Source organism: Streptomyces auratus (assembly GCF_050433025.1).
GTDB lineage: Bacteria > Actinomycetota > Actinomycetes > Streptomycetales > Streptomycetaceae > Streptomyces > Streptomyces sioyaensis.
Window position 1 is genome coordinate 1,733,424 of the sequence record NZ_JBNGCB010000001.1, and the last position, 13,895, is coordinate 1,747,318.

Annotated in this window: 12 protein-coding genes; 6 read left to right on the plus strand and 6 right to left on the minus strand. The window is 73.3% G+C overall.

The window, feature by feature from the left end; all coding sequences use genetic code 11:
* Nucleotides 1-369: 369 nt before the first annotated feature.
* Nucleotides 370-1,380 carry a lytic polysaccharide monooxygenase gene (locus tag BKA18_RS07375; protein ID WP_366047872.1) on the plus strand — a complete coding sequence of 337 codons (1,011 nt, stop codon included), beginning with the start codon at nt 370-372 and terminating at the stop codon, nt 1,378-1,380.
* A gap of 136 nt (nt 1,381-1,516) precedes the next feature.
* Here the strand turns inward: BKA18_RS07375 and BKA18_RS07380 are convergent, their stop codons facing one another.
* The gene (locus BKA18_RS07380; protein ID WP_096214372.1) at nt 1,517-1,999 is read right to left on the minus strand and encodes an SRPBCC family protein; all 483 of its coding nucleotides are present in this window, start codon (nt 1,997-1,999) and stop codon (nt 1,517-1,519) included.
* 77 nt (nt 2,000-2,076) lie between these two features.
* On the opposite strand from BKA18_RS07380, the gene BKA18_RS07385 reads away from it, so the two are divergent.
* Entirely contained in the window at nt 2,077-2,664 is a 588-nt protein-coding gene (locus BKA18_RS07385; protein WP_366047873.1) for a TetR/AcrR family transcriptional regulator, read from the plus strand.
* A gap of 90 nt (nt 2,665-2,754) precedes the next feature.
* Here BKA18_RS07385 and BKA18_RS07390 read toward each other — a convergent pair whose 3' ends face one another.
* Complete coding sequence (locus tag BKA18_RS07390; RefSeq protein WP_006607731.1) at nt 2,755-3,606, minus strand: esterase/lipase family protein; 852 nt, start codon at nt 3,604-3,606, stop codon at nt 2,755-2,757.
* A gap of 404 nt (nt 3,607-4,010) precedes the next feature.
* Here BKA18_RS07390 and BKA18_RS07395 point away from each other — a divergent pair, with 404 nt between their 5' ends.
* Complete coding sequence (locus BKA18_RS07395; RefSeq protein WP_366047874.1) at nt 4,011-4,685, plus strand: pyridoxamine 5'-phosphate oxidase family protein; 675 nt, start codon at nt 4,011-4,013, stop codon at nt 4,683-4,685.
* Nucleotides 4,686-4,802: 117 nt separating this feature from the next.
* On the opposite strand, the gene BKA18_RS07400 is transcribed toward BKA18_RS07395, so the two are convergent.
* Together BKA18_RS07400 and BKA18_RS07405 are read right to left on the minus strand one after the other, a co-directional pair.
* Entirely contained in the window at nt 4,803-5,915 is a 1,113-nt protein-coding gene (locus tag BKA18_RS07400) for a DNA polymerase Y family protein (RefSeq protein WP_366047875.1), read from the minus strand.
* The gene (locus BKA18_RS07405; RefSeq protein ID WP_366047876.1) at nt 5,912-9,499 is read right to left on the minus strand and encodes a DNA polymerase III subunit alpha; all 3,588 of its coding nucleotides are present in this window, start codon (nt 9,497-9,499) and stop codon (nt 5,912-5,914) included. The genes BKA18_RS07400 and BKA18_RS07405 overlap by 4 nt, the downstream gene beginning before the upstream one ends.
* 193 nt (nt 9,500-9,692) lie before the next feature.
* Between BKA18_RS07405 and BKA18_RS07410 the strand changes: the two genes are divergently transcribed.
* Complete coding sequence (locus BKA18_RS07410; RefSeq protein ID WP_366047877.1) at nt 9,693-10,016, plus strand: nuclear transport factor 2 family protein; 324 nt, start codon at nt 9,693-9,695, stop codon at nt 10,014-10,016.
* 22 nt (nt 10,017-10,038) lie between these two features.
* Here BKA18_RS07410 and BKA18_RS07415 read toward each other — a convergent pair whose 3' ends face one another.
* Nucleotides 10,039-10,809, minus strand: a complete 771-nt coding sequence (locus BKA18_RS07415) for an SDR family NAD(P)-dependent oxidoreductase (protein ID WP_366047878.1) — start codon at nt 10,807-10,809, stop codon at nt 10,039-10,041.
* A 105-nt stretch (nt 10,810-10,914) separates the two neighbouring features.
* Here BKA18_RS07415 and BKA18_RS07420 point away from each other — a divergent pair, with 105 nt between their 5' ends.
* Both BKA18_RS07420 and BKA18_RS07425 read left to right on the plus strand, forming a co-directional pair.
* Nucleotides 10,915-11,670, plus strand: a complete 756-nt coding sequence (locus BKA18_RS07420) for a TetR/AcrR family transcriptional regulator (protein ID WP_366047879.1) — start codon at nt 10,915-10,917, stop codon at nt 11,668-11,670.
* A 457-nt stretch (nt 11,671-12,127) separates the two neighbouring features.
* Entirely contained in the window at nt 12,128-12,568 is a 441-nt protein-coding gene (locus BKA18_RS07425) for a subtilase-type protease inhibitor (RefSeq protein ID WP_040901724.1), read from the plus strand.
* Between the two features lie 89 nt (nt 12,569-12,657).
* Here BKA18_RS07425 and BKA18_RS07430 read toward each other — a convergent pair whose 3' ends face one another.
* Nucleotides 12,658-13,731 carry a S1 family peptidase gene (locus BKA18_RS07430; RefSeq protein ID WP_437115123.1) on the minus strand — a complete coding sequence of 358 codons (1,074 nt, stop codon included), beginning with the start codon at nt 13,729-13,731 and terminating at the stop codon, nt 12,658-12,660.
* Nucleotides 13,732-13,895 lie beyond the last annotated feature (164 nt).

The following is a 13,895-nucleotide window of genomic DNA, read 5'->3' on the forward strand; positions in this document are numbered from 1 at the left end:
TCCCGGGGCGCCTTGGCTGGGGGTGCGGGCCCCGGGGTGGACCGTGGCCCGGGGAGCTCCCTGTGGTTGCCCCCACCTTGGTGACGGCAAGGCCCGTTGGCCGGGGGAGCGATGCCCGTTTCCTCCCCGCCTTCCTGTGCCCCTGCTTAGCGGTCCCTTAAGCGCGCCCTAAAGATCCTCCGCATCGGCCTTCGGGCCGTAAATCCGCTGTTCAGCAGGGCTAACGTGCTTCTCGCAAGGCGGCGTTGCGGGGCGTCGGTGCCGTACACCGGGGGCGGTGCCGACGTCCGCATCCCGACCCCCCACCACTGTGCTGCCCTTGCCCTCCCCTCCCCGGTTGGCTGCCCCCTCATGAAGGAGACCCCCACGATGACCGCTCGTCGCAAGGCCACCGGGATCGCGCTGGCCGGTGTCGCACCGCTCGCGCTCACCATGCTCACCGCGAGCCCGGCCGCCGCGCACGGTTCGATGACGGACCCGGTCAGCCGGGTCTCGGCCTGCTACGCGGAGGGGCCGGAGAGCCCGCGGTCCGCGGCGTGCAAGGCCGCCGTGCAGGTCGGCGGGACCCAGGCGCTCTACGACTGGAACGGCGTGCGGGACGGCAACGCCGGCGGCAAGTCGAAGGAGAAGATCCCGGACGGCAAGCTGTGCAGCGCCGGCAACGCCACGTACAAGGGCCTGGACCTCCCGCGCGCCGACTGGCCGTCCTCCCGCATGCGGGCCGGCCGGCACACGTTCCACTACAAGGCCACCGCTCCGCACAAGGGCTCCTTCGAGCTCTACCTCACCAAGAAGAGCTATGACCCGACCAAGCCGCTGAAGTGGTCCGACCTGGAGTCGACGCCGTTCGCGAAGGTCACCGACCCGAAGCTGACCAACGGCGAGTACGTGTTCGACGGGACGGTGCCGGCGCGGTCCGGGCGCCAGCTGATCTACAGCATCTGGCAGCGGTCGGACAGCCCGGAGGCGTTCTACACCTGCTCGGACGTCGTCTTCGGGAAGGCCGGCGGCCGGGCCGCGGGCGCCACCGCGAAGTCCGCGCCCACCGCCTCCGCGCCGAGCGACGCCCAGATCGCGGCGGGTGCCGGGAAGTCGTCGATGGACATGAGCCACCACGGCCACCGGGCTGCGGGCGACCACACGGGCACCGTGCGCGCGGCGAGCGCCGACAGCCCCGCGGTGGGCGGGGGTTCGGACGCCGCCGGCAACGCACCGCGGCCCGACGGCGGCGCCAAGCCGGCCGGCGGCCGGCGGCTGGCGGAGACCGGTGGTGACTCCTCCACCGCCCCGCTGGCCGTCTCCGGCGCCGCCGTCCTGGCCCTGGGCGCCGGGGTGCTGGTCGCCACCACCCGCCGCAAGGCCGCCCGGTCCCGCGGCTGACCCCGGCGGCCCGGCCGTCCGGTAAACGGCGCCGCCCTCGCCCGTCAAGGCGGGGGCGGCGCCGGCCTGTTGACGCTCGGAACGCACCGGCACGGGAATCCGTGCCGCCTCTGAGCGCTGGCCGCGGGGCGCCGGGTCAGCGGACGAGCCGGCGCAGCAGCCGGACGTAGCGGCTCCAGCGGGCGGGCCGGGCGACGGTGCCCGTGCAGGCCTCTTCGGCGCGGTCCAGGCTGTCCTCCAGGGCCGCGTCGTGGAGCGGCCGGAAGGCCAGCGGCCAGCTGAAACGGGCCGGGCCGCGGGCGTGCATGGCGAGGGTGTGGCGCAGCAGGGTGCGGTCCGGCCCCAGCGGGTGGACGGTGTATTCGTGGAAGCCGTGGAAGCCGCGCGGGCCGCTGAAAGTGAAGCGCACCCATCGGCCCGGGACGTAGGCCGCCACGGTGTAGCGGACCGGGCCGTGGCCGCCGGCCGCGCCCGGCGCCAGCGGGCCGTCGAAGCGCATCGGGGGCCAGTCATGGCGCGGCCAGAGCCGGTCGCCGTCCCCCGACAGGCCGTCGATGAGCAGTCCGGCCTCGGCCCCGGGCACCGGCAGCATCCGCTCGTGCACGTTGTAGACGCCCATCGCGCCCCTCCCCCGTGTGGTCCGCACCCCCGTTTTAGAGGAGCCTCTCCAATATAGTGGAGAGTACCCTCTAGAACATGGCCAGGCCACCCCGTTTCGACACCCCGCAGCTGCTCGACGCCGCCGTACGGCTGGCGGCCGAATCCGGGCCCTCGGGCGTCACCATGTCCGCGGTCGCGGCGGCCGTCGGCGCGCCCAGCGGCTCGCTCTACCACCGCTTCCCCGGCCGCTCGGCGCTGCTCGCCGAGGTGTGGCTGCGTACCGTCGAGGACTTCCAGGAGGGCTACTTCGAGGCCCTGGAATCGTCGGACGATCCACGCACCGGGGCCCGGGCCGCCGCCCGGCACATCGTGGCGTGGAGCCGCGCCCATCCGCAGGAGGCTGCGCTGCTTCTCTACGGGTCCCATGACTTCGGCCACGACGACTGGCCGGACGAGCATCTGCTGCGGGCCGAGGACGGAAACATGCGGGTACGGGCCGCCGTGGCGGCGCTCGCGGGGGCGCTCGGGATCCACGGCCGCCCCGGCCTGGACCGGGTGACGCTCGCGGTCATCGATCTGCCGCTGTCCCTGGTACGCCGCCATCTGCGCGGCGGGTCCCCGCTGCCCGCACACGCCGAGGACCTCGCCGAGCAGTGCACCGGCGCCCTGCTGGCCGACGACTGACCACCGGCCGGCGACCGACCGCGGCGGGCGCCCCCGGTACGAAGCCCGGCACGATCCCCTCGCCGACAGGGGACCGGGCCGGGCTCCCGGTCAGCCCGACGTGCAGGTCGTCGGGGTGGCGTGGGCCGGGTCGAGCGCGTTGGCCGTCTCGTGGAAGGCGGCGAGGTCGGCGAGCCCGATGGCCACATGCTCGGAGATGTCGATCGCGCACAGGTCCTGGAGCACGACATTGTGCACATCGGGGCCGTCGAGGAACGCGGACCGGTAGGGCGTGACGACCTCGTCGTACCTGGTGGCGATCACGGTGTAGTGCACCCCCGGGAGGGTGTCGCCGCCCTCGTTGAGGCGGCGCAGGACGTCGGAGCCGACGATCTGGTCGGACAGCCCCGGGGTCAGCTCGTCGAGGTACTTCTTGGCGCCGGGGAAGTACGGCAGCAGGTGGGTCAGGCCGTCCAGGTCGGTGCCGTGGTTGTCGGGAGCCAGCCCGACCAGCGCGTTCACCTTGTCCGCGCCGCCGTGGAACTTCATGTAGACCCGCGCCATCATGCCGCCCTGCGAGTGCCCGACGAGGTCGGCCTTCGGCGCCCCGGTGGCGGCCAGCACCCGGTCGACGTAGGCGGCGAGCTGCCCGGCGGAGGCATCGACCGGGCCCAGCCCGTGGAAGAACGGGACGCCGGGCAGCTGACCGTAATCAAGGGAGAAGACGCAGTAGCCGCGCGCCACCAAGTAGGGCGCGAGACCGAGCCAGTTGTCGATGGAGTTGCCGAGGGTGCCGTGCACCAGGACCACCGGCCGCGGGTGGGCGGCGGAGGGCTTGCAGGAGTAGTTGTTCCAGCCGCTGCTGACGGTGGGGGCGTCGGCAGCGGCGGGAACGGTGGCGGCCCCGAAGGCCAGGGCGAGGGCGGAGAGGAAGGTGAGCGATCTTGACCAGCGCAGCTTCATACGATGCTCCTTGCGGGGGGTGAGGGGACTCCGAAGTGCTCGGTGAGCCGTTCACCTGCGATCCGGATCGCAAGGGCCAACGCAGTTGACTCGCAAGTAAGTTACGGCCGGGTAAGCGGGATGTGCCAGCGGCGTGACGGTGAAGGAAACACCACACAACCCTCACCGGACGTCCGGGGCACACGGCGGCCGGATCGTGCTGCATGCAGCGTGCCGCAACGGACGCGTCACCTGCCGCGCCGCCGGGAGGCTTGTCCTGTCACCCCCAACTCACGTTCCATTAGGGGTGGTTGAGGCTCCTGCAAAGCCAAGGGCCCGCATGCGTGCGGGAGTACACGGCCGATTGTCAGTGGCATCCCGTACATTCGGTGATGCCTTGACCAGGGGAACGAGGGGAGACGCCGATGGAGACGTCGGGAACAGCGGGAACGGTGGGAACGGCGGGGGCATCGGCGGAGGCCGGCCTGGTGGAGATCTCGTCGGAGGCGGAGCTGCGTGAGCTGATCGGTGAGCCCAGCTCCCATGCCGCGCACAAGGTCCGGCACCGGCTGCACGACCTCGACCGCCAGTGGCTGGCCCGCTCGCCGTTCTGCATGCTGGCCACCGCGGATGCCCAGGGCCGCTGTGATGTCTCGCCCAAAGGCGACCCCGCCGGCTTCACCCATGTCCTGGACGACACCACCCTCGTCATACCCGACCGCCCCGGCAACAAGCGCCTGGACGGCTTCGCGAACATCCTGGCCAATCCGCATGTCGGGCTGGACTACGTCCTTCCGGGGCGCGGCGACACCCTGCGGATCAACGGCCGCGCCCGGCTGCTGCGCGATGCCCCGTTCTTCGACGAGCTGATCGTCAAGGGCAACCGCCCACGGCTGGCGCTGCTGGTGGAGGTCGAGGAGGTCTTCTACCACTGCTCCAAGGCGTTTTTGCGCTCCGAGCTGTGGAAGCCGGAGACCTGGCAGCCGGACGCGCTGCCCTCGCGGGCCCGGATGGTCAAGGGCATCGAGGCCCAGGACCTGCCCCTGGAGGAGCTGGAGCAGCACTATGGCCCGCAGTATGCGGAGCGGCTGTACGGCTGAGAGGCCGGAGCAGCTGTACGGCTGAGAGGCCGGGGGCGCCGAGGCTAGGGGCCGGGGCGCGCCGAGGCTGAGCGCCGGGGCAGCGGAGCTGGGCATCGAGGCGCCGGGGCCGGTGCGTTACGGCCGGGCGGCGCCGGGGCCAGGGGGCTTCGTCCCCGGGGGCGGAGGCGGGGGCGCAGGGCCGGCTCCGCCGAGGGTCGCCGCGGGCCGTACGCTCCCGGTGCCGAAGCGGGCCCTGGCCCGGTCGACGGCGGCCTCGATGCGGTGTGCCCGGTCGTCGGCCGGGTCAAAGGTCAGCTGGCGGGCGGCGAGTTCGGCGCGGCACAGGTCCTCCGCGCGCAGCGCCACCGACCGCACCCGCGCCCGCTGCAGCCCGAGCGCGGCATGCAGGGCGTAGGCCGCCTCGGTCAGGGCGGGCCCGTGCGCGGTCGGCCCGTCCAGCCGCCGGGTGCGGCTGGTGGTGGAGCGGTCGGCGTAGCGGACGGTGAGGGTGAGCGCACGGGCCACCTGCCCGCTCGCCCGCATCCGGGCCCCGAGGCCGTCGGCGAGCGAGAGCAGCGCCCGGCGGCGGCGGTCCGGGTCCAGCTCGTCGTGGGCGAAGCGGTGTTCCGCCGCCATCGAGCGGGCCGCCGCATTGGGGGTCACCGGCGTCGGGTCGATGCCGTGGGCCCGCTCGTACACCACCCGGCCGGCCTTCGCGCCGAGGATCCGCTGCAGGGTCGCGGGCGGTGCGGCGGCGATCCGGCCGACGCTGTCGAGCCCGTACGCACACAGGGCGCGCGCGGTCGCCGGGCCGACGCCGTACAGCGCCGAGGCCGGCCGGCGCTCCAGGAACGCGGCGACGGCGTCGGCGTCATCGGGGACGACCCTGATCTCTCCCGGTCCCGCCCCTTGGGCCGCCATCCGGGCGAGCAGCGGGTTGGCGCCGATCCCGATCGTGCACTGCACGCCGTGCCAGGCCAGCGCGCGCAGCCGCACCAGTTCGGCGATGCCGGCCGCGTCCCGGTCGAAGTAGCGCAGCGCACCGCGGACGTCCGCCAGCGCGGCGTCCGGCGGCAGCGCCTCGATCACCGGGGTGAACTGGGCGAGCAGCCGCAGCAGTTGCTCGAAGCATCCGGCACTCGGCGGGGTGCCGTCGGCGGCCCGGAAGCGGATGTGGAGCATGCCCGGCTGCCGCGGGACGCCGGGGTGCTCCGGTGGCGCGGCGGGCGGCCTCGGGGCAGGGGTCATCCCGCGCTCCCGGGGCTGGAGTGCCACAACTTGCGTCCGGTGGCGGCGCGTTCACCCGGTGGCTGGAGGTCGGCCCACGGGTGCAGTTCGTAGCCGGTCTCCAGGCGGATGGTGCGGTCCGGGGCGCCGGCCGGTTCGGGCTCCTCGCCGGGCCCGCGCTCCTCTCCGGACCCCTGGTCCGCCCCGGCATCCTCGGTGTCCGGCGCGGCCCCTCCCCCGTCCGGCCCGGTCGCGAGCCGGGCGGTGACCGCCTCCAGCCCGCCCTCGCGGCGCAGTTCGGCCAGTTCGGCGAGGTTCCATGCGGCGGTGCCGACCACGCTGAAGCTGCGCGGACCGCGCCGCTGGACCGTACCGCGCACCAGCAGCAGCCAGGAGTGGAAGATCGTGTGCGCACAGGCCGCATGGCTGTCGTCGAAGAAGGCGCAGTCGACCAGGCCCGTGCTGTCGTCGAGGGTGGTGAAGATGACCCGGCGGCCGGAACGGATCGGTGGTGTCTGGGTGGCCGCCTTGGCGCCGGCGACCAGTACCGTCTCGCCGTTCCGGGCGTTCCGCAGCAGCCGGGCCGGCAGCGCACCCAGCTCCGCGAGGAACTCCTGGTGGTCGGCCATCAGATGGCGGGAGGCGTCCATGCCGAGGACGCCCAGCTCGGCGCTGAGCCGTTCGACCTCGCTGAGGTCGGGCAGTCCCGCCGGCTCGACCGGATCGGCCGACGCCCCCGGCTCCGCGCCGTCGAGGGACCGGCCCGGCAGCGTCAGCTGGCCTCCGGACGCCTGCCGCCCGTGGTGGTGCAGCTCGGCGATGTGCAGCAGCAGGTCCCGCCGGTTCGCGCCGAAGGCGTCCAACGCGCCCACCCGGGCGAGGCGTTCGGCCACCGGGCGGCCCGGCCTGGCCCGCTGCCACAGGTCCTGGAGCGAGTGGTAGGGCTGCCCCGCTTTGATCCGCCGCGCCTCGGCCTCGCTCATGCCGTGCACATCGCAGAGCGCGAGCCGCAGCCCCCAGACCGCGCCGGGGCGGCCCCCGGAGCCGTCGGAACGTGACCCGTCGCCGGACACCAGTTCGATTCGATGAGTGAGGCCCGAACGGTTCACGTCCAGCGGCAGCACCGGCACCCCGCGCCGCCGTGCGTCCGCGAGCAGCAGCCGCTTCGGATACATCCCGGGGTCATGGGTGAGCAGCCCGGCGTAGAAGGCCGCGGGGTGGTGCGCCTTGAGCCAGGCCGACTGATAGGTGGGGACCGCGAAAGCCACCGCATGCGCCTTGCAGAAGCCGTACGAGCCGAAGGCCTCGACGATCTCCCAGGTGCGCGCGATCACGTCGGGTGTGTAGCCGCGGCGCTCGGCGCACTGCGCGAACCAGGCGCGGACCCGGCCCTGCAGTTCGGGGTGCGACAGGGCCCGCCGCTTCTCGTCCGCCTCGTCCCGGAAGCAGCCCGTCATGATCCGCAGCAGCTCGATGATCTGCTCGTGGAACACCACCACCCCGTAGGTCTCGCGCAGTGGTTCCTCCAGGTCAGGGTGCGGATAGCGGACGGCCTTGCGCCCGTGCCGGGCCTCGATGAAGGGCCGCACCATATCGGCGGCGACCGGCCCCGGCCGGAAGAGGGAGATGTCGACGACCAGATCGTGGAAGGTGGCGGGCTGCAGCCTGCCGACCAGATCGCGCTGGCCCGGCGACTCGATCTGGAAGCAGCCGAGCGTCTCGGTCGAGCGGATCAGCTCGTAGGTCGCCTCGTCGCCGGGCGGCACCTGCGCGGGGTCGTCGAGGTCGATCCGGCGCCCGGTGGCCCGGCCGATCTCGGCGACCGCATGGGCCATCGCGGACTGCATCCGCACACCCAGCACATCGAGCTTGAGCAGCCCCATCTCCTCCACGTCGTCCTTGTCGAACTGGGACATCGCGAAGCCCTCGCCGCTGGTGGGCACGACGGGCGTACGGTCCAGCAGCGTGGCGTCGGACAGCAGCACCCCGCACGGATGCATGGCGATCCCGCGCGGCAGCGCGTCCAGCGCCTCGACCAGCTGCCACAGCCGCTCGTCGCCGGCCTCCCGCACCCCGCGCAGCTCCGGCAGCTCGGCCAGCGCCGCCCGCGCGTCCCGGGCGCGGATGTGCGGGAAGGCCTTGGCCAGCCGGTCCACCTGCGCCGGGTCCATGCCCAGCGCCGCGCCCACGTCGCGTACGGCGTGCCGCACCCGGTAGGTCTCGGGCATCGAGACCGTGGCGACCCGCTCCGCGCCGAAGCGGTCGAAGATCGCGCGGTAGACCTCCAGCCGGCGGGCGGACTCCACGTCGATGTCGATGTCCGGCAGCGCCGCCCGCCGTTCGGACAGGAAGCGCTCCATCAGCAGCCCGTGGGCGACCGGGTCGGCGTGTGCGATGCCCAGGAGGTGGTTGACCAGGGACCCGGCGCCGGACCCGCGGGCCGCGACCCGGATTCCCATCTCCCTTATGTCGTCCACGACTTGAGCGACCGTCAGGAAGTACGAGGGATAGCCCAGCCGCTCGATCGTGCGCAGCTCGTCCGCCAGCCGCGCCCAGCGCACCCGGTCGCGGTCGTAGCCGCGCAGCACCATCCCGGCGGCGCAGCGTGAGCGCAGCACCCGGGCGGCGGTGCGGTGTTCCGCGCCGACCAGCCGCGGCTCGGGGAAGTGGATACGGCCGAGCCCGATGTCGTCCTGCGGGTCGACCAGGCACTCGCCGGCGGTCTCCTCGGTCATGGCGAGCAGCCGGTGGGCGAGGTCGCGCCGGAAGCCGGCCGCCTCGGCGACCCGCCCGGCGGTGTGCCGCATCGCGGCGGCATCTTTGAGCCAGCGCTCACCGCCGTCCCAGCTCTCGGGCCGGTGCCGGTCCACCGGCACCAGGCGGCGGGCGGAGTCCAGGACATCGGCGACCGGGCCCTGGCCGGGGTCGGCATAGCGCACCGCGTTGGTCAGGACGGCGCGGATGCCCTGGTCGACGGCGAAGCCGAGGGTGCGGGCGGCCAGCCGCGCCGAGCCGGGTCCGCTGCCGGGCCGCCCGTGATCGACGACCTCCAGGCGCAGCCCCTCGCCGTACAGCTCCCGCCAGGGGGCGACGAGCCGGGCGGCGCGGTCCGGGCGGCCGGCGGCCAGCGCCCGGCCGACCTCGGAGTCCGGCCCGAGCAGCACGGTCAGCCCGTCCGCGGCACAGGCCAGGGCACTCCACGGGAGGACGGGCTGTTCGGCCCCGCCCGCATGGGCGGCCGAGACCAGCCGGCACAGCGCGGCCCAGCCGGCCGCTCCGTCGCGGGCCAGGAAGACGGCGCGGGCGGCGGACTCGTCGAGGAAGGCGCCGCCGCGCACCGGGGTGCGCCGCCGCACGGTGGCGCTGCCGGTCGCGGGTCCCGACGCGTGCTCCGCCACGGCGAGTTCGCTGCCGAACAGCGGGCGGATGCCGGCCTCGGCCGCAGCCTTGGCGAACCGTACGGCCCCGGAGAGCCCATCCCGGTCGGTCAGTGCGAGGGCGTCCATCCCGCGCTCGGCCGCGCGCTCGGCGAGACGCTCCGGATGGGAGGCGCCGTAGCGCAGGGAGAACCCCGAAGCGGTGTGCAGATGCGTGAACCCTGGCATCCGCACCTCCTGCGCCTCATCCGCCCCGGTATCCCCCGTCCCTCTCTTCCACCATACCCGTCCATCGAACATTCGTACGAAGAGCAGCCGAAGATCATCTTCCCGCCTCCGCCGATCGGCCCCACCTGCTCTGCACGGCTTTGCCGCCGCCCGGAAGATGGGGGACAAAAGCGCGCGAAGGACGTGATCCCTCATGACCATCTCCGCCGGCCGGCTGTCCCACCCCGCGGTCCGTGCCCTGGTCACGGCCCTCAACGGCAATGACGAGCAGGCGTTCTACGACGCCCTGACCACCGGCGCCACGATGTCCGACGACGGCCTCGACCGGGACCTGCGGGAGTGGTGCGACCGGGAGATCTTTGCCACCCGAGGGCACCTGGACGTGCAGTCCGAATCGGACCACGGGCTGTCCCTCGTCGCGAACTACCGCAACGACACCTGGGGCGAGATGCGGACCCGCTGGCGGTTCACGGTCGAGGACGGCAAGGTGAGCCGCTTCGAGACCGGGCAGGCCTAGGGGGTGTCCGCCGTCGGCCGGCTCACATATGCGTGCCGCCGTCGATCCGGATCTCCGTGCCGGTGATGAACGCGCCGTCCTGCGAGGCCAGCATCGCGATCACGCCCGCGACCGTTTCCGGGGCCGCGAAGCCCTCGCCGAGCGCCGGGGTGAGCTTGGCGAACAGCGACATATCGGCGTCCTCGGGCAGCCCCGGCCCGCGCCCGTGGGTCATCCCGCTGGCGATGGACCCCGGCGCCACGCACACCGCGCGCAGCCCCTGCTTGCTGTACTCGCTCGCGATGGCGTGCGTCATGGCCTGGACGCCGCCCTTGCTCGCCGCGTAGGCGGCCATGTACGGGTGCGCGAACGCGGCGGACGTGGAGCTGAAGTTGACCACGACCGGCGAGCTGCCCTCCAGGAGGGCGGGCAGCGCCTCACGGGTCACCAGGAACGTACCCGTCAGATTGATCGAGATGATCTCGTTGAAGAGATCCAGGCCGGTCTCGTGGGTGTGCGCGGAGCGCAGGATGCCGGCCGCGTTGACCAGGACGTCCAGACCGCCGAGGCCGGCCACCGCGGCGGCGACGCCGGAGCGGACCGCCGCCTCGTCGGCGATGTCCAGCTCCCTCGTCTCCAGCCGCCCGGCCGTCCCGTCCTCGGCGGCGCGGCCGGCGGTGCTCCGCAGGCCCGCCGCGTCGATGTCCGCCGCGACCACCCGGGCGCCCTCGGCGAGGAGCCGGTGGACGGTGGCCTGTCCGATACCCGAGCCAGCTCCGGTGATCAGGGCGCGGCGGGCGTCAAAACGGTTCATGATCCAGCTCCGTTCTCAAGGCGTCCGCGCACGCTAACTCCGCAGTGGCACATCGTGCCAACCTCACATCCTGTGCCGATACGGCATGCCGCGTAAGCTGCGCCCATGCCGTCCGAGCCCGCCCCGCTCCCCCGCCTTTCGCTCACCGAGCGGCGCAAGGCCGAGACCCAGCTGGAGATCGCCCGGACCGCGGCCGCGCTGTTCGCGGAGCGCGGCGCCGCCGTCACCGCCGAGGAGATCGCGCGGACCTCGGGGGTCTCGCTGCGCACCTTCTACCGCTACTTCCGCACCAAGGAGGACGCGGTGGTGCCGCTGCTCGCCACCGGGGTGCGGCAGTGGGTCGACGATCTGGCGGCGTCACCGGCCGGCCCGGACGCACCGCCCCTGTGCGAGGCGCTGGAGCGGGCGGCCCGCCGGGCGCTGACCCCCGCGGACGCACCGTCCGCCGAGTCCCTGCACCGCACCCGCGGGCTGCTGCGCGCGATGCCGGGCGACCCGGCGCTGCGCGCGGTCTGGCACCGGGTGCACCACGACGCCGAGGAGGCGCTGATGCCGGTCCTGGAACGGCTGACCGGCGCCGGCCCGCTGGAGGTGCGGCTGGCCGCGGCGGCCGCGAACACCGCGATGCGGGTCGCGGTGGAGCAGTGGGCGGCGGGCGACGAAGCGCCGGACGGGCCGCAGGGGCCGGCGGAGCTGGTGGCGCGGAGCATGCGGGCCCTGACGGCAGGGCTGCCGGAGCTGACCGGGAAGCCGGGGCGGGCGGGGGCGCACAAGCCTGCCGCGAGGGCGCGGAAGCCGGGCCACACAGCGGAAGGGCGGCGCGGCGACGGGCCGGCGGGCACGGAACGGCCGGGCCGGTAGGACCCCGGGGACGGTACGGCGACGGGCCGCCGGCAGGCCGGTAGGACCCCCGGGAAGGCACGCCGACGGGCCGCCCGCGGGCCGGTAAGGCGACCGACGGCGGGCCGCTTCTTACCTCGGCGGGCGCCCGGCGCCGCACGGAGGCACCCTCCGGCCCCCCTCTTCAGCCAATCGCCGGAGATCGAAACCTTCCCGAACGGCCGGTCGGTGGCCGGATCGCGGCATTCCGGAGGCGGCCACCCTTTGCCAGGAGCATGACGAACGGGGCAACTCCACTGGCCGCGCGGCACTTTCACCCGGCCGCCCCGCACCCCCTCCGGCTCGTTCGCGCCATTACCCTGAGCTTTCGGGTAACGACTCAAAGTGAACGCTTCATGCCGACTCAAGATGCTTTCGGGATGCGGTTGGGCCAGACTCCCGTCCGGTATCTGCACCTTCGAGCAAGGGAGTGTTCGTCATGCGGTACATCACTGGGGCGGTCGCGCTCGGCGCGGCGCTGGTTCTCGGCGGCCTGGCCACCAGCGCACAGGCCGTCGCCGCCCCGGCGCAGTCCGGGCGGTCCGGCGGCCTGTACGCCCCGTCGGAACTGGTACTGACGGTGGGCCAGGGCGCAAGCCGTGCGACCGCCACCGTCCAACGTGCGGTCACGCTCACCTGCATGCCGAAGGCCGGCGGCAGCCACCCCAACCCGATAGCCGCCTGTGACCAACTGCGCACGGTGGCCGGCGACTTCAATGCGGTGACCGCCGCACCGTCACAGCGCCTGTGTACCAAGGAGTGGGCTCCCATCGTGGTCACCGCGGACGGCGTGTGGCAGGGCAAGCGGGTCTCGTACAGCTACACCTTCGCCAACCCCTGCGCGATGACCGACGGCCGCGGCTCGGTCTTCGACTTCTGACCGGACCGTTCGCGATCCCCGGGCACCGGACGGCGGTGCCCGGGGATCGTCACGTTCGGCAGCTCAGGGCCTGCCGGGTGCGGACCGGGTCAGCCGATCTCCGCGCCGTAGGCCTTCAGCGCCTCCGGGACCGGCTGGAAGAAGGTCTCGCCGCCCTTGGTGCAGTCGCCGCTGCCGCCGGAGGTGAGGCCGATCGCCGCGTCACCGTCGAAGAGCGCGCCGCCGCTGTCACCGGGCTCGGCACAGACATCGGTCTGGATCAGACCGTCGACCGTGCCCTCCTGGTAGTTGACGCTGGCGTTCAGCGCCTTGACGGTGCCGTCGTGCACCTGGGTGGTGCTGCCGCTGCGCTGCACCTTCTCGCCGACGGTGGCCTCCGCGGCCTTGGTGATCTTCTGCGTGCTGCCGTTGTAGAGGTCGACCTCGCTCGGGTGCGCGGTGTCGCCGGTGTACTTGGCGAGGGAGAAGTCGTCGCCCGGGAACTTGGAGTCCTCGGTCGTGGCGATCGCCGAGCCGCCCTGCTGGTCCGACCAGCTCTTGATCTCGTTGCCGCAGTGGCCGGCCGTCAGGAAGTACGGCTGGCCGTCCTTGACCACGTTGAAGCCGAGCGAGCAGCGGGCACCGCTCCCCCAGATCGCGTCGCCGCCGCCGATGAACGGGGTGAACTTGCCCTTGCTGTGCCGGAGCTCGACCTTGTCACCGAGGCTCTGGGCGACCTTGGTCAGCCGGTCCAGCTTGGCACCCTTGACCGTGCGGTCCGCGGTCACCACGACCTTGTTGCTCTGCGGGTCGATCCCCCAGGACGTCCCGGGGATGGTCGCCTTCGACTTCAGCGTCTGCCGGGCCGAGTCGAGCTGGGCGAAGGTGTGCTGGACGAATCTGGCTTCCGCCCCCTTCGCCCGCGCGGCCCTGGCCTGCGCCTGGTTCACGACATTGACCACCAGCTTCTTGGCCTTGGCGTCGTAGAACGCACCTGCGGTGTCCGTCTTGAGGTGGGATGCGAGGGTGGTCGCCGCGGCGGAGGTCAGCTTGGCGAGGGGGGTGGGAGCCGGCGCCGGGGACGCATTGGCGTGGGCGAGGACCACCGTGGCGCTGGCGGCGAGCGCGAGCGCTCCCGCACCTGCGATCACGGCGCGTCGGTTGGGTATGCGTCGGTGCTTCAACTCAGAGCCTCCCGTGGGGGGAAGAGCCCGGAAACCGTGGGGAGTTGCCCGAGCCCGGAGAGTGGGAATCGGAACACGGACGGTCCCCCCGGAAGCCGCACCCCTGGGAAGTCGCGTCCATGCCAACGTGTGCGCGGCCGAGTATCCCCATCCGCCTCACTCGC

Excerpts from the sequence above, each read along its gene's own strand:
- BKA18_RS07395 (WP_366047874.1), top strand. The coding sequence starts at position 4,011 with ATGGAGACGTCGGGAACAGCGGGAACGGTGGGAACGGCGGGGGCATCG.
- BKA18_RS07375 (WP_366047872.1), top strand. The coding sequence starts at position 370 with ATGACCGCTCGTCGCAAGGCCACCGGGATCGCGCTGGCCGGTGTCGCA.
- BKA18_RS07420 (WP_366047879.1), top strand. The coding sequence starts at position 10,915 with ATGCCGTCCGAGCCCGCCCCGCTCCCCCGCCTTTCGCTCACCGAGCGG.
- BKA18_RS07410 (WP_366047877.1), top strand. The coding sequence starts at position 9,693 with ATGACCATCTCCGCCGGCCGGCTGTCCCACCCCGCGGTCCGTGCCCTG.
- BKA18_RS07390 (WP_006607731.1), bottom strand. The coding sequence starts at position 3,606 with ATGAAGCTGCGCTGGTCAAGATCGCTCACCTTCCTCTCCGCCCTCGCC.
- BKA18_RS07405 (WP_366047876.1), bottom strand. The coding sequence starts at position 9,499 with ATGCCAGGGTTCACGCATCTGCACACCGCTTCGGGGTTCTCCCTGCGC.
- BKA18_RS07385 (WP_366047873.1), top strand. The coding sequence starts at position 2,077 with ATGGCCAGGCCACCCCGTTTCGACACCCCGCAGCTGCTCGACGCCGCC.
- BKA18_RS07380 (WP_096214372.1), bottom strand. The coding sequence starts at position 1,999 with ATGGGCGTCTACAACGTGCACGAGCGGATGCTGCCGGTGCCCGGGGCC.
- BKA18_RS07400 (WP_366047875.1), bottom strand. The coding sequence starts at position 5,915 with ATGACCCCTGCCCCGAGGCCGCCCGCCGCGCCACCGGAGCACCCCGGC.
- BKA18_RS07425 (WP_040901724.1), top strand. The coding sequence starts at position 12,128 with ATGCGGTACATCACTGGGGCGGTCGCGCTCGGCGCGGCGCTGGTTCTC.
- BKA18_RS07415 (WP_366047878.1), bottom strand. The coding sequence starts at position 10,809 with ATGAACCGTTTTGACGCCCGCCGCGCCCTGATCACCGGAGCTGGCTCG.